Source organism: Streptomyces sp. NPDC059718 (assembly GCF_042733315.1).
Classification (GTDB): domain Bacteria; phylum Actinomycetota; class Actinomycetes; order Streptomycetales; family Streptomycetaceae; genus Actinacidiphila.
In genome coordinates, this window is record NZ_JBHWGA010000032.1 from 24,535 (window position 1) to 48,874 (window position 24,340).

General features: G+C 72.7%; 22 protein-coding genes. 10 read left to right on the plus strand and 12 right to left on the minus strand.

Translation table 11 applies throughout. The features are described from left to right. Positions 1–26 precede the first annotated feature (26 nt). The 6 genes from ACFV3E_RS30740 (at position 27) to ACFV3E_RS30765 (ending at position 6,891) form a co-directional block, all read left to right on the plus strand. Positions 27–953: a carbohydrate ABC transporter permease gene (locus ACFV3E_RS30740; protein ID WP_500537635.1), complete on the plus strand. Its 927-nt coding sequence runs from the start codon at positions 27–29 to the stop codon at positions 951–953. Then, positions 950–1,870 carry a carbohydrate ABC transporter permease gene (locus tag ACFV3E_RS30745; protein ID WP_500370233.1) on the plus strand — a complete coding sequence of 307 codons (921 nt, stop codon included), beginning with the start codon at positions 950–952 and terminating at the stop codon, positions 1,868–1,870. Before ACFV3E_RS30740 ends, ACFV3E_RS30745 begins: the two co-directional genes overlap by 4 nt. A 49-nt stretch (positions 1,871–1,919) precedes the next feature. Further along, complete coding sequence (locus ACFV3E_RS30750) at positions 1,920–3,128, plus strand: Gfo/Idh/MocA family protein (protein ID WP_500537636.1); 1,209 nt, start codon at positions 1,920–1,922, stop codon at positions 3,126–3,128. Continuing rightward, positions 3,125–3,967 (plus strand): DUF6807 domain-containing protein, encoded by an 843-nt coding sequence (locus ACFV3E_RS30755; protein WP_500537637.1) that lies wholly within the window; start codon positions 3,125–3,127, stop codon positions 3,965–3,967. The genes ACFV3E_RS30750 and ACFV3E_RS30755 overlap by 4 nt, the downstream gene beginning before the upstream one ends. Positions 3,968–4,122: 155 nt before the next feature. Then, positions 4,123–5,457, plus strand: coding sequence for an ABC transporter substrate-binding protein (locus tag ACFV3E_RS30760; RefSeq protein WP_500537638.1), 1,335 nt, complete (start codon positions 4,123–4,125; stop codon positions 5,455–5,457). A 105-nt stretch (positions 5,458–5,562) separates the two neighbouring features. Then, on the plus strand, positions 5,563–6,891 hold the full coding sequence (locus ACFV3E_RS30765; RefSeq protein ID WP_500537639.1) for a pectate lyase family protein: 1,329 nt from the start codon (positions 5,563–5,565) through the stop codon (positions 6,889–6,891). An 85-nt stretch (positions 6,892–6,976) separates the two neighbouring features. Here ACFV3E_RS30765 and ACFV3E_RS30770 read toward each other — a convergent pair whose 3' ends face one another. Next, complete coding sequence (locus ACFV3E_RS30770) at positions 6,977–7,888, minus strand: AraC family transcriptional regulator (RefSeq protein WP_500537640.1); 912 nt, start codon at positions 7,886–7,888, stop codon at positions 6,977–6,979. A 120-nt stretch (positions 7,889–8,008) separates the two neighbouring features. Here ACFV3E_RS30770 and ACFV3E_RS30775 point away from each other — a divergent pair, with 120 nt between their 5' ends. Then, positions 8,009–8,974 (plus strand): SDR family NAD(P)-dependent oxidoreductase, encoded by a 966-nt coding sequence (locus ACFV3E_RS30775; protein WP_500537641.1) that lies wholly within the window; start codon positions 8,009–8,011, stop codon positions 8,972–8,974. A gap of 109 nt (positions 8,975–9,083) precedes the next feature. Next, positions 9,084–9,644 (plus strand): carboxymuconolactone decarboxylase family protein, encoded by a 561-nt coding sequence (locus ACFV3E_RS30780; protein WP_500537642.1) that lies wholly within the window; start codon positions 9,084–9,086, stop codon positions 9,642–9,644. A 32-nt stretch (positions 9,645–9,676) separates the two neighbouring features. On the opposite strand, the gene ACFV3E_RS30785 is transcribed toward ACFV3E_RS30780, so the two are convergent. The 5 genes from ACFV3E_RS30785 to ACFV3E_RS30805 form a co-directional block, all read right to left on the minus strand. Next, a complete protein-coding gene (locus ACFV3E_RS30785; RefSeq protein WP_500537690.1) occupies positions 9,677–10,078 on the minus strand; it encodes a hypothetical protein in 402 nt (133 codons plus the stop codon). 95 nt (positions 10,079–10,173) lie between these two features. After that, positions 10,174–11,196, minus strand: a complete 1,023-nt coding sequence (locus tag ACFV3E_RS30790) for a LacI family DNA-binding transcriptional regulator (protein WP_500370241.1) — start codon at positions 11,194–11,196, stop codon at positions 10,174–10,176. 22 nt (positions 11,197–11,218) lie between these two features. Further along, a complete protein-coding gene (locus tag ACFV3E_RS30795; RefSeq protein WP_500537643.1) occupies positions 11,219–12,124 on the minus strand; it encodes a carbohydrate ABC transporter permease in 906 nt (301 codons plus the stop codon). Then, positions 12,124–13,044: a carbohydrate ABC transporter permease gene (locus ACFV3E_RS30800; RefSeq protein WP_500370243.1), complete on the minus strand. Its 921-nt coding sequence runs from the start codon at positions 13,042–13,044 to the stop codon at positions 12,124–12,126. Before ACFV3E_RS30800 ends, ACFV3E_RS30795 begins: the two co-directional genes overlap by 1 nt. A 140-nt stretch (positions 13,045–13,184) precedes the next feature. Further along, positions 13,185–14,501 carry an ABC transporter substrate-binding protein gene (locus ACFV3E_RS30805; RefSeq protein WP_500537644.1) on the minus strand — a complete coding sequence of 439 codons (1,317 nt, stop codon included), beginning with the start codon at positions 14,499–14,501 and terminating at the stop codon, positions 13,185–13,187. 157 nt (positions 14,502–14,658) lie between these two features. Here ACFV3E_RS30805 and ACFV3E_RS30810 point away from each other — a divergent pair, with 157 nt between their 5' ends. Then, positions 14,659–16,656 (plus strand): beta-galactosidase, encoded by a 1,998-nt coding sequence (locus ACFV3E_RS30810; RefSeq protein ID WP_500537645.1) that lies wholly within the window; start codon positions 14,659–14,661, stop codon positions 16,654–16,656. A gap of 9 nt (positions 16,657–16,665) precedes the next feature. On the opposite strand, the gene ACFV3E_RS30815 is transcribed toward ACFV3E_RS30810, so the two are convergent. Next, entirely contained in the window at positions 16,666–17,433 is a 768-nt protein-coding gene (locus ACFV3E_RS30815) for an IclR family transcriptional regulator (RefSeq protein WP_500537646.1), read from the minus strand. Positions 17,434–17,544: 111 nt separating this feature from the next. Here ACFV3E_RS30815 and ACFV3E_RS30820 point away from each other — a divergent pair, with 111 nt between their 5' ends. Further along, positions 17,545–19,080, plus strand: coding sequence for an aldehyde dehydrogenase (NADP(+)) (locus ACFV3E_RS30820; protein ID WP_500537647.1), 1,536 nt, complete (start codon positions 17,545–17,547; stop codon positions 19,078–19,080). 687 nt (positions 19,081–19,767) lie between these two features. Here the strand turns inward: ACFV3E_RS30820 and thpD are convergent. The 5 genes from thpD to ACFV3E_RS30845 form a co-directional block, all read right to left on the minus strand. Continuing rightward, complete coding sequence (gene thpD, locus ACFV3E_RS30825) at positions 19,768–20,661, minus strand: ectoine hydroxylase (protein ID WP_500537648.1); 894 nt, start codon at positions 20,659–20,661, stop codon at positions 19,768–19,770. A gap of 6 nt (positions 20,662–20,667) precedes the next feature. Then, positions 20,668–21,066 carry an ectoine synthase gene (locus tag ACFV3E_RS30830; RefSeq protein WP_500537649.1) on the minus strand — a complete coding sequence of 133 codons (399 nt, stop codon included), beginning with the start codon at positions 21,064–21,066 and terminating at the stop codon, positions 20,668–20,670. A gap of 19 nt (positions 21,067–21,085) precedes the next feature. Beyond that, positions 21,086–22,357, minus strand: a complete 1,272-nt coding sequence (ectB, locus tag ACFV3E_RS30835) for a diaminobutyrate--2-oxoglutarate transaminase (RefSeq protein WP_500537650.1) — start codon at positions 22,355–22,357, stop codon at positions 21,086–21,088. A gap of 50 nt (positions 22,358–22,407) precedes the next feature. Beyond that, positions 22,408–22,902: a diaminobutyrate acetyltransferase gene (ectA, locus tag ACFV3E_RS30840; RefSeq protein WP_500537651.1), complete on the minus strand. Its 495-nt coding sequence runs from the start codon at positions 22,900–22,902 to the stop codon at positions 22,408–22,410. 319 nt (positions 22,903–23,221) lie between these two features. Beyond that, positions 23,222–24,310: a pyridoxal-phosphate-dependent aminotransferase family protein gene (locus tag ACFV3E_RS30845; RefSeq protein WP_500537652.1), complete on the minus strand. Its 1,089-nt coding sequence runs from the start codon at positions 24,308–24,310 to the stop codon at positions 23,222–23,224. Positions 24,311–24,340: the final 30 nt, after the last annotated feature.

Sequence of the window (24,340 nt, forward strand, 5' to 3'; positions counted from 1 at the left end):
CGCACCCGTACGAAGGAGTACCGGTCATGGCCACTGCCGTGGCGAAACCACCCCGGCCCCCGCGGCGCCGGCCGTCCGGTGCGGCCCGGCGCACCCCGTACCTCCTGATCGCCCCCGCCGTCCTGCTGATGCTGGGCTTCATCGCCTACCCGATGGTCAGCGTCCTCTACTACAGCCTGCAGGACCACAACGTCACCAAGCCCTGGCGGAACGGCTTCGCCGGCCTCGGCAACTTCCGGCGGATCCTCTTCGACGATCCGCTGTTCTGGCAGAGCCTGCTCTTCAGCCTCAAGTGGGTCGCCGCGGAGGTGGGGCTGCAGCTCGCCCTCGGACTGGCCCTGGCCCTGGTCGTCAACCAGACCTTCGTCGGCCGCGGCCTGTCGCGCGCCCTGGTCTTCTCGCCGTGGGCCGTCTCCGGCGTGCTGACCACCACGATCTGGATGCTGCTGTACAACCCCGCCACCGGCATCAGCCGCTACCTGGCGGACGCCGGCATCGGCGAGTACGGCACCTCGGTGCTCTCCGATCCCGACACCGTCTTCCCGGCCGCCGTGCTGGCCGAACTGTGGCGCGGGGTGCCGTTCTTCGCCATCCTCATCCTCGCCGACCTGCAGTCCATCCCGAACGAGCTGTACGAGGCGGCCTCGGTCGACGGCGCGGGCCGCTTCCGGCGGTTCTTCCACATCACCCTGCCCCACCTGCGGGACGCCATCGTGCTGTCCACACTGCTGCGCGGGGTGTGGGAGTTCAACAACGTCGACCTGCTCTACACGCTCACCGGCGGCGGTCCCGCCGGTTCGACGACCACGCTGCCGCTGTACGTCGCCAACACCGGCATCGACGGCCACGACTTCGGCTACGCGTCCGCGCTCACCACCGTCGCCTTCGTGATCCTCCTGTTCTGCTCCATCGTCTACCTGCGTCTGAGCAAGTTCGGGGGCGACCGCACATGACCACCACCGTGCCGGAGAGGAACGGCCTCCCCCTGCCGCGCGTGGCGCCCGCCGTGCGTCCCGACGGCGGCGGCACCGGGCCGCGCCGCGGGCGCCGGGCGCTCGGCGCGGGTGCGCCGCGGTGGCAGATCTACCTGCCGCTCGGTCTGTACCTGCTGTTCACGCTCGTCCCCTTCTACTGGATGCTGCTGTTCGCGCTGCGCCCCTCGGGGTCCACCTCGCTGGTGCCGTGGCCGGCCACCACCGCGCACTTCTCGAAGGTGTGGAACGACCTCGGCTTCGCGGTCTTCTTCAAGAACAGCCTGCTCATCGGCGTGGCCACGCTCGTGATGACCACCGTGATCGCCCTGCTCGGCGGCTACGCGCTGGCCCGTTTCGACTTCCGCGCCAAGCGCGCCTTCCTGCTCGCCCTGCTGTGCTCGCAGTTCATCCCGGGCGCGCTCATGCTGGTGCCGCTCTTCCAGATCTTCAGCGAACTCCGCATGATCGACTCCCTGTGGAGCGTCATCGTCGCCGAGACGGTCTTCCAGCTGCCGCTGTCGATCATCCTCATCAGCGGCTTCATCAGGAACGTCCCGGTGTCGCTGGAGGAGGCCGCCTGGGTCGACGGCTGCGGCCGGATCCGGGCCTTCTGCGCGGTGGTGCTGCCGCTGCTGCGGCCGGGGCTGGTCGCGGTGGGCTCCTTCGCCTTCGTGCACAGCTGGAACCACTTCCTCTTCTCGCTGATGTTCCTCAGCACGCAGGAGAAGTACACGATCCCCGTGGGCCTCAGCTACACCATCGGCTCCGGCGAGAGCGTCGAGCTCGGAACGCTCGCCGCGGGCGGCGTCGTGGCCGCGGTGCCGGTCGTCATCGTCTTCGCCTTCATCCAGAAGTGGCTGGTCACCGGCTTCAGCGCGGGTGCGGTGAAGGGCTGACGTCCGTCCCGCCCCCCACCCCTGTCCCGCGGACGAGGAGGTCCGAACCGTGCGAGATGCATCCACGCGGCCCGCCGGCGGCGGCCCGGCGGCGACGCCGCCCGGCGACGCGCCCGTGCCCGTCGTCCTGGCCGGGGCCCGCGGTCACGGCGCCTGGCACCTGGAGAACCTGAGGAGGCTGTCGGCCACCGGTCTGGTGCGGCTCGCCGGGATCTGCGACACGGTCCCGCTCGCACCGGGGGAACCGGCCGGGTTCCCCGAACCCGCCCACGGCACCGACCTGGGCGAACTGACCGCGCGGACCGGTGCCGGGATCGTCATCGTCTGCACCCCCCTCCACACGCACACCGACCTGGCGCTGGCCGCGGCCGCGCAGGGCGCCCACGTGCTGCTGGAGAAGCCGCCCGCGCCCTCCTACGCCGCGTACGAGCGGCTGGTCGCCGGGGTCGAGGCGAGTGGGCGGGCCTGCCAGATCGGCTTCCAGTCGCTCGGCTCGCACGCCGTGACCGCCGTGCGGGCGCTCGTCGCCGACGGCGCGATCGGCGCCGTGCGCGGCATCGGCGCCGCCGGCAACTGGGTGCGCGACGAGCACTACTTCCGCCGGGCCGCCTGGTCGGGGCGGCGCAGGATCGGCGGTACGGACGTCGTCGACGGGGTGCTCACCAACCCCCTCGCCCACGCCGTCGCCACCGCGCTCGCCCTGGACGGCAGCGAACGCGCCGAGGACGTGGGGGCGATCGAGCTGGAGCTCTTCCGGGCCAACGCCATCGAGGCCGACGACACCTCCGCCCTGCGGCTGCGCACCGCGCGGGGCACGGTCGTCACGGTCACCGCCACCCTGTGCGCCGAGCGGAACACCGAGCCGTACGTCGTCGTCCACGGCGACCGCGGCCGTGTGACCTTCTGGTACAAGCAGGACCGCGTCCTGCTGCAACGCGCCGGGCGCGGCCCGCAGGAGCAGCGGTACGGGCGCACGGACCTGCTGGAGAACCTGGTCGCGCACGTGCGGCACGGCGAGGACCTGCTCGTGCCGCCCCGCGCGACCGGCGCCTTCATGAAGGTCGTCGAGGCCGTGCGCATCGCCCCGGACCCGGTGCCGCTCCCCGACGGCGCGTGGCGCACCGAGCCCGGCGAACGGTCCACGCGACGTGTCGTCACCGGGGTCGACGGCATGGTCACCGCCGGCGCGGAGTCCCTGGCCCTCTTCTCCGAGCTGGGCGCCCCGTGGGCCGCACCGACCGGGGTGGTCCGGCGATGACGGCCACCGTGCTGCGCGCCGCGGGACGCACCGTCGGACGGTACGTCCACCACCCCGAGCTGCCCGGGCGGCTCGCACCGCGCCCGTACCTGCACCCGCTGACCACCCTGGCCGGGGTGCCCGTCACCGAGTTCATGCCCGGCGACCACCTCCACCACCTCGGGGTGAGCGTCGCCGTCCCCGACGTCGACGGGCGCAACTTCTGGGGCGGGCGCACCTACGTCCGCGACCGGGGCCCGGCCGAGCTGGACGACCACGGCGTCCAGGAGCACCTGGGCCTGCTCCGCGGCGGCCCGGACGGTTTCACCGAGGAGCTGTCCTGGCGCACCGGGGACCGCGAACTGCTCCGCGAGCGACGGACGGTCACGGCCCGCGCGCTCGGCGAGGGCTGCTGGGCGCTCGACGTCACCTTCGCGCTGGCCAACCCCGGCGACCGGGAGCTGACCCTCGGCAGCCCCGCCACCAACGGCCGTCCCGGCGCCGGTTACGGCGGCTTCTTCTGGCGGGCGCCCGCCGAGCCGGAGCGCGCACGGGTGTTCACGGCCGGCGCGGAGGGCGAGGAGGCCGTGCACGGCCGGGCGGCCGACTGGCTGGCCCTCTCCGGCGAGGGCTGGACGCTGGTCTTCGCCGGGGCGACCGCCGGGACCCGCCGCGACCCGTGGTTCGTGCGCACCGCCGAGTACCCGGGCGTCGGCTCCTCCCTCGCCTGGGCGCGGCGGCTGCCCGTCCCCGCGGGCGGCACCGTGACCCGGCGGATCGTCACCGCCGTCGCCGACGGGAGCCTCGGACCCGCGCAGGCCGGCGCGCTGGCCCGCCGCCTCGTCGAGGGGAGCGGCTGACGATGCGCCCCTGGACCGCCGGCCTCGGCGACGGCACCCACCGCCGCGGACACCGGCGACGGCCCGCGCCGCTCGGGCCCGGAACCCCCGCCGGACCCCCGGCCACCCTCCCTCACGTCCCCACCACCCGCACACACCCCGACAGGAGAGTCACCATGAGAGCACCGAAAGGCCGCGGAGCGCGCCTCGCCGCCGCCGTCGCGGCCGTCTCCGCGCTGGCGCTGACCGCGTCCGCCTGCGGCACCGACGGCAAGGGCAGCTCGGGCAGCGAGGGCAGCGGCAAGGGCACCGTCACCTTCTGGGACAACAACGGCGGTGTCCGCACCGAGGTGTGGAAGGAGATCATCTCCCGCTTCGAGAAGAAGAACCCGGACGTCAAGGTGAAGTACGTCGGGGTCGCCGCCGCCGACGTGCAGTCCAAGTACGACACCGCCATCGCGGGCGGCAAGGGGCTGCCCGACGTGGGCGGCGTGGGCACCGCGATGCTCGCGAGCCTGGTGGCGCAGGGCGCGCTCGACCCGGTGACCGACCGCATCGACGACAGCCCCCTGAAGGGCAGGTTCGACCCCGACCTGGTCAAGAGCGTGCAGGTGGCGGGCGGCGGCGACGAGCTGTTCTCGGTGCCGACCTCCGCGAACATGGGCGTCCTGTGGTACCGCACCGACCTGTTCGAGGCCGCGGGGGTGCCGGCGCCCACCACCTGGGACGCGTTCTTCACGGCGACGGAGAAGCTGACGGACCGGAAGAACAACGAGTTCGGCTTCACCTTCCGCGGCGGCGCCGGCTCGATCGCCCAGGCCCTGGACATGATGTACGGACAGTCGGGCATCGACAGCTTCTGGAACGGCGACACGACCACCGTCAACGACCCGAAGAACGTCGCGGCGCTGGAGAAGTACGTCGCGCTGTACAAGGAGACCACGCCCGAGGCCGACCTCAACAACGACTTCACCAAGATGGTCGCCGAGTTCGACAACGGGAAGATCGGCATCCTCCAGCACAACCTGGGCTCCTACCAGAACCACCTGGACGCCCTCGGACAGGACGAGTTCGCGGGCGTGGCCATGCCGGTGGACGCGGCGGGGGTGCGCACCACGGTCTCCAACCCGGTGGACGGGCTCGGTCTGTTCAAGAGTTCCGAGAACAAGGAGGCCGCCTGGAAGTTCATCGAGTTCGCCGCCTCCGCGGAGGCGAACAGCCTGTGGAACGAGTCGGCCGGGGCCATCCCGTCCAACACCGAGGCGCAGGACGACGACTGGATCGCCTCCGCCGGGGCCACCAAGATCGTCATCGAGGCGCTCACCGACCCCAAGACGAAGATCGTCCAGCTGCCGTACTACCTGCCGGACTGGAACACCCTCAGCAAGGCCGACAGCGAACCGGAGTTCCAGAAGGTCGTCCTCGGCCGGCTGAGCGCCAAGGACTTCCTCGACGCCCTCGCCGGGAAGCTCAACGCCGCGCAGGCGGACTGGAAGAAGCACACCTCCTGATCCGCGTGCCCGGGTACGGGACGGCCGGCGGCGCCCACGCCGCGCCGTGAGCCGCCGGCCGTCCCCGCTCCCTCTCCCATCCCCACCTCCTCCCAAGGAGCCGCAATGCGTAGATCCGTGTGTCATGCGCGCGTCATCGCTGCCCTGGTGGGCTGCACGACGCTCGCCCTCGCCCTCACCGCTCCGGCCGCGGCTCAGGCCGTCCCGCGCGGGGCCGCCCTCGGCCGTGCCGTACTGCCCGCCGGCGACGGCTGGGCCTCGGCCGGCGGGGGCACCAGGGGCGGCTCGGCCGCCGACGCCGCCCACGTCTTCACCGTGCGCAACCGCGCCGAACTGGTCGCCGCCCTCGGCGACGGCGACGGCACCCCCCGGATCGTCCAGGTCAAGGGCGTCATCGACGTCAACACCGCCGACGACGGCACCCCGCTGGACTGCGCGGACTACGCCACCGACGGCTACACGCTCGACGGCTACCTCGCCGCCTACGACCCCGCGGTGTGGGGCACCGACCGCGAGCCGTCCGGCCCGCTCGAGGACGCGCGTGCCGCCTCGCAGAAGGTCCAGGCGGAACGCGTCCAGGTGCGGGTCGGCTCCCGCACCACCATCGTCGGCCTCGGCCGGGGCGCCACCCTCCGCGGCGGCGACCTCATGGTCCAGGACGCCGACGACGTCATCATCCGCAACCTGTCCTTCGAGAACGCCGCCGACTGCTTCCCCGCCTGGGACCCCACCGACGGCGACACCGGCAACTGGAACTCCGAGTACGACAACCTCAGCGTGGTCGGCTCCACGCACGTGTGGGTGGACCACAACACCTTCTCCGACGGCGACGAGCCCGACACGACCCTGCCCACGTACTTCGGCCGCGTCTTCCAGAAGCACGACGGCCTCTTCGACGTCATCAAGGGCTCCGACCTCGTCACCGGGTCCTGGAACGTCTTCCGGGACCACGGCAAGACCTCGCTCATCGGCAACAGCGACAGCGCCGCCGCCACCGACGCGGGCAGGCTGCGCGTCACCCTCCACCACAACCTCTACCGGAACGTCACCGAGCGCGCCCCGCGCGTCCGCTTCGGCCAGGTCGACGTCTACAACAACCATTACGTGGCGACCGCGGACTCCGGCTACGCCTACGGCTACAGCCTCGGTGTCGGCGTCCAGTCGCAGCTCGTGGCGGAGGCCAACGCCTTCACCCTGCCCGCGGGCGTCGACCGCGCCACGGTCATCAAGAAGTGGAAGGGCACCGCCCTCACCGAGGACGGCAACCTCGTCAACGGCCGCCCCGTCGACCTGCTCGCCGTCCACAACGCGGGCGTCCCCGCCGAGCAGCTCGGCGACGACGCGGGGTGGATCCCGGCCCTGCGCACCCGGGTCGACCGTGCGGGCGCCGTACCGCAGGTCGTCGACTGCCACGCGGGCAGCGGAAGGCTCTGACCGGCCGCCGCCCCGTACCCGCCCCGCACCCGCCCGTCGGCCGACCGTCCCCGGCCGGCGGAGGCCCGGGCTCGGGGCCGTCCCGTCAGGCCGCGGGACCGCCGCGGTACGCACGGGGCGAGCTCCCCGTCACCTCCTTGAAGGCCGTGCTGAGCGCGCTCTCGGAGCCGTAGCCGACCGCGCGGGCGATGACGGCGAGGGTCTCGGTGCCCTTGCGCAGGCGCTGCGAGGCGAGTTCGATGCGCCACCGCCTGAGGTAGTCCAGCGGCGGACAGCCCACGGTCCGCTTGAACCGCGCGGCGAGCGTGGACCTCGACACCCCGCTGGTGCGGGCGAGTTCGGCGACCGTCCAGCCGTGCGCCGGCGCGCGGTGCAGCGCGGCCAGGGCGGGCGCCACGACGGGGTCGGCCAGGCCCGCGGGCCAGCCCGACGCGCCGTGCGACTCCTCGGCGAGGTGCAGACGCAGCACGTGGACCAGCATGACGACGGCCAGGTGCTCCGCCACGAGGGTGGAGGCCACGGGCCGTCGCAGCAGCTCCTGCCCGATCTGCTCCAGTGCCCAGCCCACGGTCTGCGCGTGCGCGGTCCCCGCGGGCACGTGGATGACCGGCGGCAGGGCGTCCAGCAGCAGGGCCCGCGCGCGGTCGCCGAAGGAGAAGCGGCCGCCGACGAGCAGGACGTCGTCCCCCCGGCCGACCCGGGCGAAACCGCCCCCCGCCGCGGCGAACACCGGCTCCGCGGCGACCGGGGCCACGCCGGGAGCGCTGCGCAGCACGAACGGGCGGGCCTGGGTGAGCAGGAAGCAGTCGCCCGCGGCCAGCTCCACCGGCCCGTCCGCACCTTCGACCTCCAGGAGGCACCCGCCGCGCCGGACCGCGTTGAACTTCACCCCGGACGGCGCCTCGAAGCGCACCGCCCACTCGCCGCCCGCCACGAGGCCCGTCGAGAGGTGGGCCCTGGTCTCCAGCAGGGCCAGCACGTCCTCGAGCGGATCCATGACGTACCTCCAAGAGCTGGACGATGGCTGAAGTTTTCCGGAGTTTTCATTATGGAGAATACGCAATGCCGTCCATAGCCTGGTTCGGGTACCAGCCGTTCCCCTCCCGAGAAGGTCACCGTGCTCGACCACCCCCTGCTGCAGACCCCCTTCCCCTCGCACGCCACGGCCTCCGAGGTCATCGGCGGAGTCGACCTCACCGGCCGGCGCGCCCTCGTCACCGGCGGCGCCTCCGGCATCGGCCTCGAAACCGTCCGGGCGATGGCCTCGGCCGGCGCGGACGTCACCGTCGCCACGCGCGACCCCGGCGCCGCGGCACCCGCCCTCCGTGAGCTCGCCACCACCGCCCCGGCGGGCTCGGTGGACGTACGGGCCCTCGACCTGGCCGACCTCGCCTCCGTCGCACACTTCGCGGACGCCTGGAGCGGGCCGCTCGACATCCTCGTCGCCAACGCCGGGATCATGGCCCTCCCCGCCCGCCAGGTCACCGGCCTCGGGTGGGAGCTGCAGCTCGCCACCAACCACCTCGGGCACTTCGCCCTCGCCACGGCACTCCACCCCGCACTGCGGGCGGCCGGCTCGGCCCGTCTGGTGGTCGTCAGCTCCGGAGCCCACCGCAACGCCGCGTTCGACTTCGGCGACCCCCACTTCGAGCGGCGTCCCTACGACCCCTGGACGGCCTACGCGCAGTCCAAGACCGCCGACGTCCTGCTCGCGGTGGGGGCCCGCCGGTGGGCCGCCGACGGCATCACGGCCAACGCGCTCAACCCCGGATGGATCCTCGGCACCAACCTCCAGCGCCACATCGACGCCGGCACCATGCGGGCGATGGGCGTGACGGACGAGGACGGCGCCGTCATCCCGCAGCCGTACCACAAGACCGCGGAGCAGGGAGCCGCCACCTCGGTGCTGCTCGCGGCGTCGCCGCTGCTCGACGGGGTGACCGGACGCTACTTCGAGGACAACCAGGAGGCGCCGGTCGTGGACGGGGACGAAGAGCGCCCCGGCGGCGTCGCCGCCCACGCCGTGGACCCGATCGCCGCGGACCGGCTCTGGGACCGCGCCCTGTGCGCCCTGCGGATGTGACCTCACGGAGGTGCCCGCAGATGTCCTCCGCCCCCGGATGTCACACCGGGGAGGCCGCCGTCCGTCGTACTCCCGCAGGCACGACGCGGACGATTCCAGGAGGCACGACATGTCCCGCATCTCCCTCGACCCGCCCCGGACCCCGTTCATCCGGCTCGCGGAGTGGTACGCGCGCCGCAGGTTCGGCAGGGTCCCCGACCCCGGCCGGGCGATCGGCCACCACCCGAAGGTGCTGATGTCCTACGCCCGCTTCGAGCAGGGCGTGGAGAAGTGGCACGCGCTCGACCCGGGCCTGGGGCACCTCGCCGTCATGGCGTCCGCGGTCCGTATCGGCTGCTCCTGGTGCGTGGACTTCGGCCACTGGAAGGCCGAGGGTCTGGGACTGCCCATGGAGAAGGTGGGCAAGGTGCCCGTCTGGCGTGAGCACCGGGAGGACTTCACCGAGCTCGAACAGTGGGTGATGGAGTACGCCGAGGCCATGAGCGAGACGGAGCCGTCCGTCACCGACGACCTGGCCCGCCGGCTGCTCGACCGGCTCGGTGAGGCCGCCTTCGTCGAGCTCACGGCCATGGTCGCGGTGGAGAACCTGCGCTCCCGGCTCAACAGCGCCCTCGGGCTGACCAGCCAGGGCTTCTCCGAGTGGTGCGCGGTCCCGCCCCGTACGTCCTGACCGCCCCGCGGCCGGGTCACGCCGCGGCCGGGTCACGCCGCCGCGGCGCCCTCGGGGGTCGCGGCCCGGGCCCTGCGGCCCTCGTGCCAGAGGGCCGCACCCGTCACCAGCGCGCCCACGCCCTCCCACACGCCGACCCCGAGGAAGCCGGAGGGCGCCCGGCCGATCACCACGGCCGTGGTGAAGACGGTGAAGGTCAGCAGCCGGAACGGGACCGTCCAGCGGAAGAAGGAGCGCCAGTCGGCGAGAGCCGCCAGGACGTAGTACACGCCCATGTTGAGCGCCGCCATCGAGGACGCGGTGAGGAAGACCAGGGTGTAGTCGCCGGCCGCGCGGTGGTCCGGACGGTGGAAGCCGAGCAGGGACAGCTGCACGGCCGGCGAGACGATCCCGACGATGCCGAGCGCGGCGGCGAGCACACCGAAGACGGCCATGGTCCAGCCGGAAAGGGAGCGGGGGAGACGCACCGGTCCTCCAAGTCCGGGGGCGGCGGCTTCGACGCCCCAACTCCCATGATCCTATGGGATGTTCAGGCCGAGTCCCGCCGTACCAGCTCCGTCGGGAGGATCACCGCGGACGGCTCGTCACCGGCGATGCGGGCGAGCAGCAGCCGCACCATCTCGGCGCTGATCCGGTCCCACGGCTGGCGGATCGTGGTCAGCGGCGGCAGCGTCGCCAGCGCCGCCGGGGAGTCGTCGAAGCCGCCGACCGCGACGTCCTGCGGCACCCGCCGCCCGGCCCGCTCCAGCGCCGCCAGGGCGCCCTGCGCCATCAGGTCGGAGGCGACGAAGACCGCGTCCAGGCCGGGGGAGCGGTGCAGCAGCGCGGTCATCGCGGCCTCCCCGCTGGCCCGGCTGTAGTCGCCCTCGGCGATCAGCGTCTCGTCGGCGGGCAGCCCCGAGGCGGCCAGCTCCTCGCGGTAGCCCGCCAGGCGCTGCACACCGCCGGGGGTGTCCAGCGGCCCCGTGATCATGGCGATCGTGCGCCGCCCGGAGGCCACGAGGTGCCGCACCATCCGGTGCGCGCCGCCCCGCTCGTCGGCCGCCACGTACGCGACCCTGCCGCCCTGCCCCAGCGGCTCCCCGCACGCGACGACCGGGACCCCGGCCTTCTCCAGCCGCTCGGCGACCGGGTTCCCCGAGTGGCTGGACACCAGCAGCACGCCGTCGACGTGCCCGGCGGTGATGTAGCGGGTTATCCGACGCCGCTCGGACTCGTCGCCGGCGATCATCAGCAGCAGCGGTATGTCGTGCGCGGCCAGCGCCTGGGTGCAGCCGCTGAGCAGCACGTTGAAGTTCGGGTCCTCGAAGAAGCGCTCCTGCGGTTCGGTGAGCAGGAAGCCCACCGAGTCCGACCGCCCGGTGATCAGGCTGCGGGCGTGCCGGTTCACCACGTAGCCGGTGCGGCGGATGGCGGCGTTGACCGCCTCCATCGCGGCCGGGCTCACGTTGTGCCCGCCGTTGAGGACGCGCGACACCGTGCCCCGTGACACGCCCGCCTCGCGGGCCACGTCGTGGATCGTCGGGGGACGGCGTCGTTCTGTGCGGCTCATACCGTTCTTCCTTCGGGGCTCCTCAGGACTTTACGGCCCCGGAGAGCAGGTCCAGGCTCCAGAACCGCTGGATCACCAGGAACAGGGCGATCAGCGGCATTATCGCCAGCATCGCACCGGTGATCACCAGCGTGTAGAGGGCGGGCGCCGAGGCGCCCTGCTGGAGCAGGGTGAACAGGCCCAGCGTCACCGGGAACTTCTCGTCGTCGCCCAGCATGATGAACGGCAGCAGGAAGTTGTTCCAGATCGCCACGAACTGGAAGAGGAAGACCGTCACCAGCCCGGGCAGCATCACCGGCAGCGCGATCGTGCGGAAGATCCGCCACTCGCCCGCCCCGTCCACCCGGGCCGCCTCCACCACCTCGTCCGGCACGGCGGCGGAGGCGTAGATCCGGGCCAGGTAGATGCCGTACGGCGCCAGGACGCTCGGCAGCAGCACCGACAGGTAGCTGTCGGCCAGACCCGCCTTGGCCATCAGCAGGTACTGCGGGATCGCCAGGATGACCGGCGGCATCAGCACCCCGGTCAGCAGGACGTTGAAGATCGCCTCGCGGCCCCGGAAGCGGTACTTCGCCAGCGCGTAGCCGCTCACCGCGGACACCGCGGTGGACAGCAGCGCGCCGAGGCCCGCGTAGAAGAGGGAGTTGAGCATCCACCGCCAGTAGACGCCGTCGCGGTACGCCGTCAGCGCGGAGATGTTGTCGACCAGACCCGTGCCGGGCAGGAAGGTGAACGTCGCGAACAGCTCGCGGCTGCTCTTCGTCGACGCCACCAGCACCCATGCGACCGGGAGCAGGCAGTAGGCCGCGCCGAGCAGCAGCACGACGGTCGGGACCAGGCCGGTCCCGCGGCGGCGCCGCGGCGCGGTGGTGCGGGCCGCCGTGGTGGCGCCGGGCCGCTGGGCGAGGGGGGTTGCGGTGACGCTCATCAGGAGGCTCCCTGCCGGGTACGGGAGTTGGCTGCCCGCAGGAAGCCGAAGGACAGGACGAGGGTGACGACGGCGATGACCACGGACGTCGCGGCCGCCGAGTGGAGGTCGCCGCGCACGAAGGCGTCCTGGTAGACCTTCATCAGCGGGCTCCAGGTCGTGGAGATCGAGTTCGTCATCCCCTTCAGGGTCATCGGCTCGCCGAAGACCTGGAAGGTCGCGATCATCGAGAAGAAGAAGGTCAGCACGAGCGCCGGCGCCACCGTGGGGATCTTGATCCGCAGCGCGATCTGCAGCTCCGAGCAGCCGTCGATCCGCGCGGCCTCGTAGATCTCGGCGGGCACCGCCCGCAGCGACGTGTAGATCACGATCATGTTGAAGCCCGTGCCGCCCCACACGGCGACGTTCGCCAGCGCGCCGAAGAGCGCGCCGCCGGTCAGCAGGTCCGGCTCCGGCAGGCCCATGGCGCCCAGCGCGTAGTGGAGCGGGCTGAGCGAGGGCAGGTAGAGGAAGCCCCACAGCAGCGCCGCGACCACCCCGGGCACGGCGTACGGCAGGAAGATCGCCAGCCGCGAGAAGCCGCGCAGCCGGGTCCGCTGCGCGTCCAGCATCAGGGCGAACAGCAGGGCGAGGCCCAGCATCACCGGCACCACGATCGCGCCGTAGCCGAGGATGCGGGCGGCGCCGTGCAGGAGCTCGGTGTCGGACAGGACGGAGGTGTAGTTGGACAGCCCCGCCCAGGCCTCGCCGCGTGCGCCCCGGCCCAGGCCCAGGCCCTTGACCTCGATCTTGCGGAAGCTCAGGTAGACGGCGTAGCCGATGGGGAGCGCGAAGGTCGCGGCGAACAGGACGACGGCGGGGACGAGGAATCCGTAGGGGGCGAGGCGTCGGGTGCGCCGGGCAGCGGACGTGGGCGGCATGGGCGGCTCGTTTCGGACGGCTGACGGCTGACGGCTGACGGCTGACGGCTGACGGCGACGGACGGGCGGCTGACGCACGGGCGGACGGGCGGGACCGGGGGCGCGTGGTGCCCCCGGTCGGCCCGAGCGGCTGCCGCGCGCTACTCCGCGACCGAGAAGCCCTGCTTCTTCATGTCGGCGACCGTCGTCGACTGCACCGTGCCCAGCGCCGGGCCGAAGCCGGCCTTGTCCTGCGCCGCCTTGCCGAAGGCGTCCTTGAACGCGCTGTAGGCGACGTTCACGTTCGGACCCCACGCCGCCGGGGCGGTGGTCTTGGCGATCTCGGCCGCCTTGGTGTAGAAGTCCGGCTGGTTGGAGAAGAACTCCGGCGCCTGGGCGAGCGCGTCCCCGGTCTGGGCGGCCGTCGCCGCCGGGTAGATGCCGCCGTTCTTGACCAGGGCCGTCACGGCCTCCGGGTCGGTGTTCAGCCAGGTCGCGAACTTCACCGCGGCGTCCTTGTGCTTCGAGTCGTTGCTGACGCCGGTCGTGGAGCCGCCCCAGCTGCCCGTGACGTTCTCACCCGCGTCCCACTGCGGCAGCGGCGCCATGGCCCACTTGCCCTTGGTGTCGGGGGCCGCGGTCGTCAGCACGCCCGGCGCCCACACGGCGCTGACCCAGGCGATCTGGGTCCCGGTGTTGAGCGCCTTGTTCCACGCGGGGGTGTACATCGGCTGGTTGTCGACGACGCCCTCCTTGACCAGGCCGCCCCAGAAGTCGGCGACCTTGGTGGAGGCGGCGTCGTCGATGGCGACGTTCCACTTGTCCCCGGCGGTCGTCCACCACTTCGCGCCCGCCTGCTGCGACAGGCCCGCGAACAGGCCGGGGTCGGTCGCCGAGAAGGTGGTCAGCGACTTCTCGGCGTCCTTCTTCTTCAGGGCGCGGGCCGTCTGTGCGAACTCGTCCCACGTCGTGGGCACGTTCAGGCCGTACTTCGTGAACAGGTCCTGGCGGTAGTAGAACATCAGCGGCCCGGTGTCCTGCGGGATCGCGTACACCGCGTCGGAGCCGAGGGTCACCTGCTGCCACACGCCGTCGGCGAAGTCCTTCTTCACGTCGCCCGCCTGCCCGGATATGTCGGCCAGGACGTCGTTGCTCACCAGGGTGGGGAGGGCCTGGAACTCGGCCTGCACCAGGTCGGGCGCCTTGTGCGCCTTCGAGGCGGTGATGATCTTGGTGACCAGGTCGTCGCCCGACGCCTGCTTCTTCACCGTGACCGTGATGCCGGCCTCCTTGCCGGGACCGGCGTTCCAGATCGCCGCGACCTTGTCCAGGCCGGGGGCCCAGGCCCAGTACGTGAGGCTGACCGGTCCGGACTCCGCCTTGTCTCCGTCTCCGCCGTCGTCCGACGAACCGCAGCCGGCCAGCAGCGTGGTGGAGAGCGCGGCCGCCGCGAAGGCGGCGACGAGGCGCTTGTTCATGGGTTCCTCCCCTGACGAGGGTGCGCGGGGGCGCTGTGAGCGTTCACAGTAGAGAAACATCTCCGACACTTGTCAATGCTTGTGGCCGTGCGGTTACCTTGGCCGAGCCGCCCCTCGGGCAGCTGTGCACGTTCCCAGAGTTGACCCAGGAGATCCCATGGTGCGCCTTGCCTACGGCGGCGACTACAACCCCGAGCAGTGGCCCGAGGAGGTCTGGCACGAGGACGTCCGGCTGATGCGCGAGGCCGGTGTGACCATGGTCAGCGTGGGCATCTTCGCCTGGTCGAAGCTGGAGCCCGAGCCCGGCCGCTACGACTTCGCCTGGCTCGACCGGCTGCTGGACCTGCTGCACGAGCACGGCATCCGCGCCGACCTCGGCACCCCCACCGTCGTGCCGCCCGCCTGGTTCTACGCCGCCCACCCCGAGGCGCTCCCGGTGAACCGCGAGGGCGTCCGCTACGGCTTCGGCTCGCGCGGCGCCATCTGCCACAGCTCCGCCGCCTACCGCCGGGCCGCCGCCGGGATCACCGAGCGGCTGGCCGAGCGCTACGGGAGCCACCCGGCCGTGGCGATGTGGCACGTCCACAACGAGTACGGCGTACCGGTCGGCGCCTGCTACTGCGAGGCGTCCGCCGAGGAGTTCCGGCAGTGGCTGCGGGCCCGTTACGAGAGCCTCGACGCCCTCAACGCCGCCTGGGGCACGGCCTTCTGGGGCCAGACCTACGGCGACTGGGCGCACGTCGACGCCCCGCGGCTGACCCCCACCGTCGCCAACCCGGCCCAGCAGCTGGACTACGCCCGCTTCACGGACGAGACCGTCCGCGGCAACTTCACCGCGGAACGCGACATCCTGCACCGGCTGTCACCCGGCGTCCCGGTCACCACCAACTTCATGACCGCGCTCAGCCAGTGCGACCCCCTGGACTACTGGGCCTGGGGTCGCGAGGTCGACCTCGTCACCAACGACCACTACCTGATCACCGACGGCCGCCGCACCCACGTCAACCTGGCGATGGCCGCCGACCTCACCCGCTCCGTCGCCGGCGGCGCCCCCTGGCTGCTGCTGGAGCACTCCACCAGCGGCGTCAACTGGCAGCGCCGCAACCCCGCCAAGGCCCCCGGCCAGATGGCCCGCAACAGCCTCGCGCACGTGGCACGCGGCTCGGAGGGCGCCCTGTTCTTCCAGTGGCGGCAGTCCCGCTACGGCGCCGAGAAGTTCCACTCCGCGATGCTGCCGCACGCGGGCACCGACAGCCGGGTCTGGCGCGAGGTGGTCCGGCTGGGCGCCGACGTCGCCGCCCTCGCCGAGGTCGCCGGCACCCGGACCGTCGCCGACGCCGCCGTGCTGTGGGACTGGCAGTCCTGGTGGGCGCAGAAGCTGGAGTGGCGGCCCAGCCAGGACCACGACGCGCGCGAACGCGCCGACAGTTACTACGAGGCCCTCTTCGACCGGCACCTGACCGTCGACTTCACGCCTCCCGAAGCCGATCTGTCGGCCTATCCCCTTGTCGTCGTCCCGGCCCTCTACCTCACCACCGAGGCCGCCGGACGGAACCTGCGCGCCTACGTCGAGGGTGGCGGCACGCTGCTGGTCTCCTACTTCTCCGGCGTCGTCGACGAGCACGACACCGTCCACCCGGGCCCCGTGCCCGGTGCGCTGCGGGACGTGCTCGGGCTGACCGTCGAGGAGTTCGCGCCCCTGCTCGACGGGGAACGGGTCCGGCTCGACGGCCCCGAGGGCCCCGCCCTCATCGGCGACCTGTGGACCGAGGTCGTCGTCCCGCGCGGCGCCGAGCCGGTGTGGACGTACGCCGACGGCCCCGCCGCCGGCCTCCCCGCCGTCACCCGGCACGCCCTGGGCGAGGGCACGGCCTGGTACGTCTCGACCCGGCTCGGCCCCGCGGAGCTCGGCGCGGTCCTGGCCGCCGCCGCGGAGGACGCGGGACTGCCGGACCGGGCCGAACTGCCGCATGACGTCGAGGTCGTCCGGCGCGCCGGCGAGCAGGGCACGTACCTCTTCGTGATCAACCACACCGGGGCCGAGGCGAAGGTGCCCCTCGACGCGCCGGGTACCGAACTGCTCACCGGGGAACGGGTCATCGGCCGGCTCAGCGTGCCGCAGGGCTCCGTCCGGGTGCTCCGCGAGGAGTCCTGACCCGGACGGTCACAGACGGCGGGTCGCCAGCGTGAGGCGGTCGCGCGCGTCGAAGAGGGCGTCCTTGATCAGCTGCTCGTGGGCCGGGGTCAGCCGGGCCACCGGGACCGAGCAGCTGATCGCGTCGCGGGCGGGCGTGCGGTACGGGATGGCGACGCCGAAGCAGCGCAGGCCCAGCGTGTTCTCCTCGCGGTCCACGGCGTAGCCCTGCTCCCGGATCTGGCGCAGCTCCGCGATCAGCTTCTCGCGGTCGGTGTGGGTGTGCTCGGTGAGCGGCTCCAGCGTCTCCGGCAGGAGCTTGCGGACCTGCTCGTCGGTGTACGTGGCGAGCAGCGCCTTGCCGAGCGAGGTCGAGTGGGCCGGCAGCCGGCGGCCGACCCGGGTGAACGGCCGCAGGTAGTGCGAGGACTGACGGGTCGCCAGGTAGACGACGCTGGTTCCGTCGAGGCGGGCCAGGTGGATGGTCTCGCTGGTGTCGTCCGAGAGCCGGTCCAGGGTCGGGCGGGCCGCGGCGACGACCTCGTCGCCGTCGATGTACGAGGTGCCGACCAGCAGGGCGCGCACGCCGATGCCGTAGCGGGTGCCGGTGGCGTCGGTCTCGATCCAGCCCAGCTCCACGAGCGTGCGCAGCAGCATGTACAGGCTGGACTTGGGGTAGCCCACGGCCTCCTGCACGGCGGCCAGGCTGTGCATGCCGGGTTGCCCCGCGAAGAACTCCAGCAGCTCCACCGTCCGCACCGCGGATTTGACCTGCGCGCCGCCCTCACCTGCAGCCATCTGGAGTGGACCCCCCTTGTTCGGCCGGGATCCGCACAAGTAGGCTCCCGAACAGATTCACAGTTGCGGATGCTGTTCAGTATATCGAACGGAAGGCCTGGAGGTACCGCGGTGGCCGTACCAGTGTGGAGCGTCGATCCCCGAACCGGGAAGCAGCGGGAGCAGGTCGCCGTCGAAGCCACCGCCGAGGAGGTCGACACCGCGGTGCGCGCCGCCGCCGCGGCCTTCCCGGCGCTGGCCGACCGCGAGGTGCGCGCCCGGCTGCTGCGCACCGCGGCCGACTTCCTGGAGGAGGCCGGCCCCCGCATCCTGGAGGCCGCCGACGCGGAGACCGCCCTCGGCCCTGCCCGCCTCACCGGCGAACTCGGGCGCACCACCTACCAGCTGAGGGCCTTCGCCGAGATCGTCGAGGAGGGCGCCTTCCTCGACGTCATCATCGACCACGCCGACGCGACGCTCGCCCCGCCCCGGCCCGACCTGCGGCGCTACAAGATCCCGCTCGGCGTCGTGGCCGTGTACTCCGCGAGCAACTTCCCCCTCGCCTTCTCCGTGCCGGGCGGCGACACCGCCAGCGCGCTCGCGGCCGGCTGCCCCGTCGTCGTCAAGGCCCACCCCGACCACCCGGCGACGAGCGAGCTGTGCGCGGACGCGCTGCGCCGCGCCGCCGTCGCCGTCGGCCTGCCCGCCGACGTCGTCTCGGTGGTCCACGGCTTCCAGGCGGGCATCGACCTGGTCAAGCACCCGCTGGTCTCCGCCGCGGGGTTCACCGGCTCCGTACGGGGCGGGCGCGCCCTCTTCGACGCCGCCGCGGCACGACCGGTGCCGATCCCGTTCCACGGCGAACTCGGCAGCCTCAACCCCGTGGTGATCACGGAGGCCGCGGCCGAGGAGCGCGCCGAGCAGATCGGCGCCGGGCTCGCCGGGTCCGTGACCCTCGGCGTCGGCCAGTTCTGCGTCAAGCCCGGCCTCGTCCTGGCCCCGGCGGGCGAGGCCGGCGACCGCCTCCTGAAGTCCCTGGCGGCCGCGGTCGGCGACGTCGCCCCCGGCACGCTGCTCGACGCCCGCATGCGGGACAACTTCATCGCGGGCGTGCGCGAACTGACCACGCTGCCCGAGGTGGAGGCGCCGGTCGAGCCCGGCGACGGCGGCGAGCACCTGGTGCGCGCCGGCTTCGTCTCCGTCCCGGCGGCCCGGCTCGCGGAGGGCGGCGTGCACGACGCGCTGCTGGAGGAGCACTTCGGTCCGGTCACGGTCGTCGCGCGGTACGGCGGCGCGGAGGAGGTCGAGGGGGTGCTCGGACGGCTCCCCGGGAACCTCACGGCGACGGCGCACCTGAGCGAGGCCGAGGCGTCCGGCACCGACGGCGAAGGCTCCGGCGCGGACCTGCTGCGCCGCCTCACCCCGCTGGCGGGGCGCGTCGTGGTGAACGGCTGGCCCACGGGGGTCGCCGTCGCCCCGGCCATGCACCACGGGGGCCCGTACCCGGCCACGACCTCGACGTCCACGTCGGTCGGCGGCACGGCGATCGAGCGGTGGCTGCGGCCCGTCGTGTACCAGGACGCGCCGCAGGGGCTGCTCCCGGCGGAGCTGCGCGATGGCAACCCCCTGGGGTTGCCGCGCCGCTTCAACGGCCACCGCGAGGCCTGACGGGGTTCCCGTCTGCGGGCGGCTGCGCCGGGCTGCCGGGTGTTTGTGTGCGGGTGCGTTGCGCCTGCGGCGGGCGTCCACCCGCCCTCCCGCCCTCCCCCAGCCTTCGGCCGGGGGGACCCCCATCCGGCGCGGTTGGTGCGGGCCTCGCGCGTGCGTGGTGGGCGGGGGGCGGGGCCTCCGGGGCTGGGCATTCTGGACCGCATATTCATGTGCATGGCGGGCGGTCCAGATCGGTGCCGTCTGTGCCGCACAACAAATACACGTCAGCGTCCAGAACGCCCACCCTCCCCCAGCCTTCGGCCGGGGGTGCCCCCAACTCCCCCGCCCCCTCCGTATCGTCGGGCGACCAACGGCCGGTGGGGGGTAGGAGGGCGGTCCGGGGCCGCCGCAAGTGCCTCACTCACCCCCCACCGGCCGTCGTGCGCCGCGACATCGGGAGGGGGTGTGGCGGGGTGCGCCCATGGGGGTCCCCCCGGCCGAAGGCTGGGGGAGACGTGCGCCGGCGCGGCACCGACCTCACGCCAACAGAGCGCAGGCCCGCACTGACCGCGCCGGGCAATCGGGAGGGCGGCGAGGAAACCCCCAACCGCAGGCGCAACAAAGCCGCACACAACCACCGGGCAGCCCGGCGCAGCCGCCCGCAGCCACGACGGCGCCGCACACGACAACCGGCCCCCCGGAGGGTTACCGCACTGCGGAGAAGTCGCGCGCTCCGATGAACTCGGGGCGGCGGACGGGCGCCGCGAAGGGTTCGACGGCCGCGTTCTCCACGCTGTTGAAGACGATGAAGACGTTGCTGCGCGGGTACGGCGTGATGTTGTCCCCCGAGCCGTGCATGGCGTTGCAGTCGAACCACACCGCGGACCCGGGCGGCCCGGTGAAGAGCCGGATCCCGTGGCGGCCCGCCAGTTCCGTGAGGGCCGCGTCGGAGGGCGTGCCCGCGTCCTGCATCTGGAGGGACTTCTTGTAGTTGTCCTCCGGTGTCGCGCCCGCGCAGCCCAGGAACGTCCGGTGCGAGCCCGGCATGATCATCAGGCCGCCGTTGGTGGCGTGGTTCTCGGTCAGCGCGATCGAGACCGAGACCGTGCGCATGCGGGGCAGCCCGTCCTCGGCGTGCCAGGTCTCGAAGTCCGAGTGCCAGTAGAAGCCGGAGGCGCCGAAGCCCGGCTTGACGTTGATCCGGCTCTGGTGGACGTAGACGTCCGAGCCGAGGATCTGCCGGGCGCGGCCGACGACGCGGGGGTCGCGGACCAGTTCGGCGAAGACCGGGCTGATCTTGTGGACCTCGAAGACCGAGCGGATGTCCCGGGACTTCGCCTCCACGATGGACCGCTCGTCCGCGCGCACCGCCGGGTCGGCGCACAGCCGCTCCAGCTCGGCGCGGTAGCGGGCCACGTCCTCGGACCCGATGATCGCGTCCACGGGCAGGAAGCCGTCGCGGTCGAAGTCGCGCAGCGCGGACGGCTGGATCGGGCCGGACGTGCCGGGGCCGCCCCAGACGACCGGGTCCTGACGCGGGGTCAGCACCTCGGCCGTGCCACGGGTGGGATAGAGGTCGGCCGTCGTCATGGTGGTCATCGCTGGTCACGCTCCCTCGGTGAGCAGGGGGTAGACGCCGTTCTCGTCGTGCACCTCGCGCCCGGTGACGGGCGGGTTGAAGACGCAGACGAAGCGCAGGTCGGTCCTGGGGCGCATGGTGTGCCGTTCGTGGCCGTCGAGCAGGTAGAGCGTGCCGGGGGAGATCGCGTGGCGCTCGCCGGTCTCGTCGTCGGTCAGCTCGCCCTCGCCCTCGACGCACAGCACCGCCTCGACGTGGTGGGCGTACCACATGGAGGTCTCGGTCCCCGCGTACATCACGGTCTCGTGCAGCGAGAACCCCACGCGGTCGTCGGCGAGGACGATGCGCTTGCTGCGCCAGGTCCCGGTCTCGGCGGTGACATCGCGGTCGGTGCCCTCGATGTCCTTCAGGGATCGCACGATCACGGTCGGACGGTTCCTTTCGTCAGGCGGTCTCACGGACGGAGCGGGCGAGGGTGCGCAGCCCCTCGTCGAGCTCCTCGGGGGTGATGGTCAGGGCGGGCAGCAGCTTGACGACCTCGCCGCGGGGGCCGGAGGTCTCCAGCAGCAGGCCCAGTTCGAAGGCGCGGGCGCACACCCGCGAGGCCCGGCCGGGGTCGGTGAACTCCAGGCCCCACACCAGGCCGCGGCCCCGGTACCGGGCGCCGGAACGCGGATGCTCGGCGCAGATCTCGCGCAGCACGGCCTCGGCCTGCTCGCCGCGCCGCAGGGTCTGCTTCTCCATGCTCCCGCCGTCCGCCCAGTAGGTGTCGAGGGCGGCGGTGGCGGTGACGAAGGCGGGGTTGTGGCCGCGGAAGGTGCCGTTGTGCTCGCCCGGCTCCCAGATGTCGAGCTCGGGACGGAAGAGGGTCAGCGCCATCGGCATGCCGTAGCCGCCGATCGACTTGGAGAGGGTGACGATGTCCGGCACGATGCCCGCCTCCTCGAAGGAGAAGAACGGGCCGGTGCGGCCGCAGCCCATCTGGATGTCGTCGACGATCAGCAGCATGTCGCGGCGCCGGCACAGGTCGGCCAGGCCGCGCAGCCACTCGGGGCGGGCGACGTTGATGCCGCCCTCGCCCTGGACCGTCTCAACGATCACGGCGGCGGGCTGGTTGAGGCCGGAGCCCTGGTCCTCCAGCAGCCGTTCGAACCACAGGAAGTCGGGGACGCGGCCGTCGAGGTAGTTGTCGAAGGGCATCGGGGTGCCGTGCACCAGGGGGATGCCGGCGCCGGCGCGCTTCATCGAGTTGCCGGTGACGGCGAGCGAGCCGAGCGACATGCCGTGGAAGGCGTTGGTGAACGACACCACCGACTCGCGGCCCTTGACCTTGCGGGCCAGTTTCAGCGCCGCCTCGACGGCGTTGGTGCCGGTCGGGCCGGGGAACATCACCTTGTGGTCCATGCCGCGCGGGCGCACCACGACGTCCTGGAAGCGTTCCAGGAAGGCGCGCTTGGCGGTGGTGCTCATGTCGAGGCCGTGCGTGATGCCGTCGCGCTGCAGGTAGTCCAGCAGGGCGCGCTTGAGCACGGGGTTGTTGTGTCCGTAGTTGAGGGCCCCGGCGCCGGAGAAGAAGTCGAGGTAGTCGTGGCCGTCCTCGTCGAAGAGCCGGCTGCCCTGCGCGCGGTCGAAGACGGCGGGCCAGCCGCGGCAGTAGCTGCGGACCTCGGACTCGAGGGTCTCGAAGACGGACAGGGCGGGCGGGGTGAGGGTCACCGTGCATTCCTTCTGTGGGGGGAGAGAGGAGTCGTGCGGGGACGGCCGGGTCAGACGAGGGGCCCGATGCGGTACAGGACTTCGGGCTGGTGGCCGTCGGGGAACAGCGCAGCGTCGAAGAGCACCTCGCGTTCGGTGCGGGCTCCGTGGCGGGCGCCGAAGGACGTGAACAGGCGGTGCGAGGCCTCGTTGTCCGGGGTGATCGTGGTCTCGACCTCGCGCACACCGGACGCGGCGGCCCGCTGCGCGAGGTCGTCGAGCATCGTGGCCGCGAGCCCCTGACCGCGGTGCGCCTCGTCCACGGCGACCTGCCAGACGACGAGGGCGCGGGGGCGCTCCGGGCGGACGTAGCCGGTCACGAAGCCGATCGGTTCGCCGTGCGCCGTACGCGCCACCACGGAGGTGCCGGCGAAGTCCCGGCACCACAGGAGGTAGCTGTACGGGGAGTTCAGGTCCAGGGTCCGGGAGTCGCGGGCAATGCGCCACAGTGCGGCGCCGTCCTCTATTCGCGGGGTGTCGAGCAGCAATTCCCTTGCGGCGGTCATGCCGAAAGAACGTAGCGGGCGGAATTCGGAATTGCATGCCGCGCGGCCCTTGTGGCGGGTCGGTGCTGCTGATATCAGGCGCGTGAAGGCCGTCGATGTGGGATGCTTTGCCCGCATATATCGGGGCGGAAAGGTGAGGTTGTGGGCTCGGTCACATCCTCGAAATCATCACGTCGCGTTGATGGAATCTTGGCGTTTGAAGTCGTGATCCCGGGGCAGGAGTTGAATGCGGAATACCTTTCCCGATTCCGCGGGATAATTCCCCGGAATTTCCCTTGGGTCAAGCCCCGTGGAATTCCGGGTGCCCTCGGGGGTGGGGTCAGGCCCGCCAGGCGGCCTCGGCCGCCGCCACGGCCGGCCCGGGGTCCGCCTCCAGCGCGCCGGCCAGCGTGCGCAGCGTACGGACGACCACGGCCGGGTCGGCGTCCCGGCCGTAGTGGTTGACCCGGATCATCTCCTTGGCGAGCGCGCCGCCCCCGGCGACCAGCGGAAGCCCCGGATCCAGCGCGAGGGCGCGGGCGACCAGGGCGTCGGCGGCGACGCCGTCCAGGGTGCGCAGCGTCGTCGCGACCGGCGCGGCGTCCTGGTCCCGGTACACGTACGGCTCGACGGCGACGGCCAGCGCCGCCGCACCGGCCCGGGTCGCCGCGGCGGCGGCGCGGTGCCGGGCGACCACCGAGTCGAGCCCGGCCTCCTCGATCCGCTCCAGGCAGGCCTCCAGCGCCAGCATCTCCAACTGCGCGGGCGCGTGCGGCAGCGCCCTGCGCCCGGCGTCGATCCAGCGCTCCTTCCAGTCCAGCAGGGACAGGTACGAGCGGCGCGGCGCCGCCGGGTTGTCCGCCAGGCGCCGCCACGCGCGCTCGCTCACCGACACCGCCGAGACCCCGGCGGGCCCTCCCATGGCCTTCTGGGCGCCGATCACGCACAGGTCCACGCCCCACGCGTCCACCAGCAGCGGCTCGGCCGCCACCGAGGCGACCGCGTCGACCATGAACAGCGCGCCGTGCGCCCGGACCACCTCGCCGATCTCCGCCACCGGGTTGGTGTTGCCGGTGGCCGCCTCCGCGTGCACCAGCGACACGAAGTCGACCTCCGGGTGGTCGGACAGTGCCCGCGCGACGTCCCGCGCGCTCACGGCGGCGTGGAAGGGCACCTCCAGGTCGACCACGGTGGCGCCCGCGTCCCGCAGCCAGTTGCCGAAGGTCTGGCCGTACGGTCCGGTCACCACGTTCAGCGCCGTCGAGCCCGGCCGCGCACCGCCGCGGATGCAGCCCTCCAGCGGCAGCAGGGCCTCGCCCTGCGTGATCACGACGTCCTGCCCGGTGTGCAGGAGCGCGGCGACCCTCCGCTCGATCGCGGCGAAGCGCCCGGCGGTCAGCGGGGGCAGGTCGAGGAGGGGGTGGGACACGGCAGCGCTGCTTCCTTCGTCGGGGGTGTA